The sequence below is a fragment of the Mesorhizobium sp. M8A.F.Ca.ET.021.01.1.1 genome (assembly GCF_003998025.1).
GTDB lineage: Bacteria > Pseudomonadota > Alphaproteobacteria > Rhizobiales > Rhizobiaceae > Mesorhizobium.
This window is the reverse complement of sequence record NZ_RZSJ01000618.1, coordinates 1-3,550: the sequence shown is the minus strand read 5'-3', so window position 1 is coordinate 3,550 and position 3,550 is coordinate 1. Positions and strand designations below refer to the sequence as shown.

Genomic DNA, 3,550 nt, shown 5'->3' with positions numbered 1-3,550 from the left:
GGCCGGTGCGATCTCGGCCAGGCGCACCGCCGATGTCACGATTTCGAAGGTGCGTGTCCGCGGGATGGCGAGCACAACGGGAGCGTTCATGGCCGTGTCCCTTCCGAGGATCGCGAGGTGCGTGAGCGTGACTTTCCGGGCCGGATGCGCCTGGCGATATGCCCCCACATCCGCTTCAACGGCATGACGTAAAGGCCGGCGAGCGACTGGTAGTCACGTACATCGCGGTCAACCAGCCCGAACTTGAAGTCCTCGTCGGGCCTCGGCACACACAATGTCCCAAAGAGCCGATCCCAGAACGAGAAGAGCAGCCCGAAGTTCTTGTCGTAGTGGCGCGGATCGGTGCTGTGATGCAACTGGTGCCAATGAGGACACAGGATCAAATTGTTGAGCGGGCCGAACGAGATCTTGAAATGCGTGTGCCTGACGAAATCCATCATCAGGATGTTGCGCATGACATAGACGTTGACGCCAAAAACGGTCAGTTCGACAAGGTTCAGCGAAATCAGCGACCAGATGCCGAAGCAGAGCCCCACGATGAGGCCGTCCCAGGCCCGGTTCATCAACTCGTCGAGCGGATGGACCCGGTCCTTGGTGATCCCGACCATCACCTCGGCCGAGTGATGCACCTTGTGCAGTTCCCAAAGCAGCGGATAGCGATGCTGGGCGACGTGATAGAGATAATAGGAAATGTCGTAGGCAAGCAGCATGCTGACGGTGAAGATCAGCACCGTCACCGGCCCTGCCGGCCCCTCGATCAGAGGCGGCTGGAACTGGAACAGTGTGGAAAACAGCCAGTTGGTCCCGTAGCCCACCGCCGTGACGAAGACGATTCCGGCGGGCAGCATCAGGAAGGGCATCAGGGCCTTCTTCGTGACCCAGAACAGCAGGTCGGCCTTCGCGGACGGATGGGTGATGACCTCATGCGGGATGACGAACTCGAAAAACTCCTTCCAGCTCTTCTCCTCGACCGTGCGCCAATAGGCCACGAGGGCGCTGACAAAGGCCGTCAGCAGCAAAAGCCCGGTCGCCAGCAGACTGGTGCCCGAAATCTTGTCGAGGATCTTGCCAACCAGATCGTCCAGCATTCCTACCGCCACGGTGAATCCCAAATACCAACACGCCTTTACTCGAAAAGCGTCAACTAAATGCAATCGAAGACAGTTAAGAAACCCGAGCCTTGCTCTGCGAGCTACTGGATGCTCCCGACAGAACATGAGTGTTCATCGCCAACGATTCCGCGGCATAGGGTCCGTGTCCTGGAGATTTTCGCGCAACCTCGTGCCCGCGCTGCGTGCATTCGGCGCCGCGCGGCCGATAGGGCAATCCTTTGTTAACCCTAATAATGTGTAATCAAGCTCTCGTGGTGTCGTAAACGAAAGCTTGGTCCCGTGAACGCAACCGGTCAGTCCGCAGTCTTCGGCAGGCGCAAGGAACCACATACGGTCATCATCGCCCGAGGCAACGAGATCAGGCACTTCACGGTCCGCCCCTGGCTGGCGGCATTCATCGGTTCAGCACTCGCCGCCATTGCCATCGGCTACCTCCTGGCCACATCCTATCTCGTGCTGCGCGACGACCTGATCGGCGCCACCACCGCACGCCAGGCGCGGATGCAGCAGGCGTACGAGGACCGCATTTCGGCGCTTCGAGCCCAGGTCGACCGCATCACCAGCAGGCAGCTGCTCGATCAGCAATTGATGGAAACCAAGGTCAGCGAACTGCTTCAGCGCCAGACGCAGCTCAGTCAGCGGCATGGCCGTCTCGGCCCGCTGCTCCAACGCGCCGAAAACGACGCCGGAACGGTACCCGCCGACGATCCAGCCGCGGCCGCCAAGACGGACAAGCGCGCCGAGGTGACCGGCAGCATCAACCAGCCCGCGCAGACCTACGCGGTTGCCAGCCTGGGCGCCGACCTCGGCACCGCCGACACCAGGCCCTTCTCCTTGTGGTCGACCCGCACCGATCCGCTGCCCAGCGATTCAGCGGCAGATCGTGCCGACAAGCTGTTCGTCTCGATCAACCAGTCGCTGAAATCCATCGAGAATGAGCAGCTCAGCCGCATCAGCACGCTCGCGGACAATGCCTACAAAAGCGCGGATGCCATCCAGCAGGCGCTGCAGGCAGCCGGACTGCCGGTCGACAGTGATTTCGGCAAGAACGAAAGCGATGTCGGCGGACCGTTGATCCCGCTCGACTCGTCGATGATCTTCGACAGCAAGGTCAAGGAGCTGGACGAGGCGCTGGACACGCTCGACCAGCTGAAAAAGGAAGCGCGCCGGCTGCCGCTTGCCAATCCCGCCCCCGGCCACTCCGTCACCAGCCCGTTCGGTGTGCGCACCGATCCCCTTCTCGGCACGGCCGCGCTGCATTCGGGCATGGATTTCAGGGCGCCCATCGGCATGGCGGCGCGGGTGACAGCGCCCGGCGTCGTCACCAAGGCCGGCTGGAATGGCGGCTATGGCCGTATGGTCGAGATCGACCATGGCAATGGTTTTGCCACGCGCTACGGACATCTCAGCGAGATCGACGTGACGGTAGGCGAAAAAGTCGACGCCGGCGCCATCATCGGCAAGACCGGCAGCAGCGGACGCTCGACTGGCCCGCATCTTCACTATGAAGTGCGGCACAATGGCGAGGCGATCGATCCGCTACGCTTTCTGACCGTCGGAAGGAAAGTCGCGCAGTATCTCTGACAAGGGCAACCGCTCGCCCGCCAGCTGAATCCCGAGCCACCGGCCGAGCGACGCCTCTCCCTCACCAGGCAGTCTCCCGCCTCATCGCTGATCCACCGAGGATGAGACACCACGGATCTTCAGTTCCGTCCGCGCTCCGATTATTTTTGAATTCCATTTGACTGAATAAATATTTGATGCGAACCTTACGTCACGTGAGGGCGCAAGGCATGGCATTGCGGGGGACCAATCAGGAGTTCGGGCGGCCGTACAACCGGCGCATCGTGCTGGAGTCCATCCGCCGTCATGGCCCGATCGCACGTAGCGACATCGCCAGGCATGTCGGGCTCACCGTCCAGACCGTGTCGACCATCGTTCGCGAACTGGAGGAACAGGGCTACATCCTGTCCGTACGCGAAGAGCCGAAGGGCCGTGGCCTGCCACCCGCGACGCTGCGCATCAACCCGGAAGGCGGCTATGCCGTCGGCATCCACCTGACGCCGCTTGGAATAGACGCCGCACTGATCAATCTCAGCGGCGACGTTATCGAGAGTTCACGCCGCGAAGCCCCCAACGCGGCGCCTGATCATGCGTTCGACCAGATTGGCGCCATGGTTCGCGACCTGACGGGCAAGCGGCCCGGCGGCCGCGTCATCGGCATCGGCATGGCGCTTCCCGGTCCGTTCGACGTGGACTCCATGAGCTTTGTCGGCCCGACCACGATGACCGGGTGGAAGCACGTGGCGCTGCGTGAACGGCTGACGGCCGCGACGGGATTGCCGGCGTTCTTCGAGAGCGACATGGCCGCCGCCGCGATGGGCGAGAGGCTTTATGGCATCGGAGCCCGCCATTCCGATTATTACTATCTCTATTTC

Annotated in this window: 3 protein-coding genes; 2 read left to right on the top strand and 1 reads right to left on the bottom strand. The window is 61.9% G+C overall.

What is annotated here, in order from left to right; translation table 11 throughout:
• Positions 1–86: 86 nt before the first annotated feature.
• Positions 87–1,088 carry a sterol desaturase family protein gene (locus tag EOA36_RS30895; RefSeq protein WP_127280699.1) on the bottom strand — a complete coding sequence of 334 codons (1,002 nt, stop codon included), beginning with the start codon at positions 1,086–1,088 and terminating at the stop codon, positions 87–89.
• A gap of 303 nt (positions 1,089–1,391) precedes the next feature.
• On the opposite strand from EOA36_RS30895, the gene EOA36_RS30890 reads away from it, so the two are divergent.
• Together EOA36_RS30890 and EOA36_RS30885 are read left to right on the top strand one after the other, a co-directional pair.
• A complete protein-coding gene (locus tag EOA36_RS30890) occupies positions 1,392–2,696 on the top strand; it encodes a M23 family metallopeptidase (protein WP_127280698.1) in 1,305 nt (434 codons plus the stop codon).
• Positions 2,697–2,905: 209 nt separating this feature from the next.
• A partial coding sequence (locus EOA36_RS30885) for an ROK family transcriptional regulator (RefSeq protein WP_145969390.1) occupies positions 2,906–3,550 on the top strand: 645 nt, incomplete at its 3' end.